Annotated in this window: 1 pseudogene; it reads right to left on the bottom strand. The window is 64.5% G+C overall.

Annotated elements, in window-relative coordinates:
* Positions 1–543, bottom strand: a pseudogene (locus MTX35_RS25360) (MFS transporter); the annotation flags it as partial.

The raw sequence follows: 543 nt of genomic DNA, 5'->3' as shown, positions 1-543 counted from the left end.
CGCGGCGGTGAGCGGTCCATAACCGAGAATCAACTGCAGATACTGCACCAACAGCAAGAACACCCCGAAGGTCACCAGAAATTGGATACAGACCGACAGTGCGCCGGCACCGAAGCCACGGCGGGCGAACAACCGGACATCGAGTAGGGGTGCCGAGGAACGTAGTTCTACGACGACGAACACCACAACTGCGAACAAGCCCACCGCAGTGCTGATGGCGACGAGCGAATCCGACCAGCCACGGGCCGGAACCTCGATCACAGCGAAGACGATCGCCCCGACCGCGACAACTACGGTCACCGCGCCCACCCAATCGACCGGTGGATGCTCCTGCTGGCGGGACTCCGCGATACTGCATGCCAACCCGGCCAGAACCGCTCCGGCGACGGTCAACCCGACGAACACCGAGGTCCACGACCACTGTTCGAGCAGCACACCAGCCCCGAGGATGCCCAGGACCGCCCCGGATCCAGCAACCCCGGCCCACACACCTACAGCGCGGCCGCGATGCGCCGGTGGAAATCCCGCGGTCAGTATCGACAG

Origin of the sequence: Rhodococcus sp. ARC_M12, from assembly GCF_022810385.1 — a bacterium.
Classification (GTDB): Bacteria; Actinomycetota; Actinomycetes; order Mycobacteriales; family Mycobacteriaceae; genus Rhodococcoides; species Rhodococcoides navarretei.
This window is presented reverse-complemented; position numbering and strand designations above follow the sequence as displayed.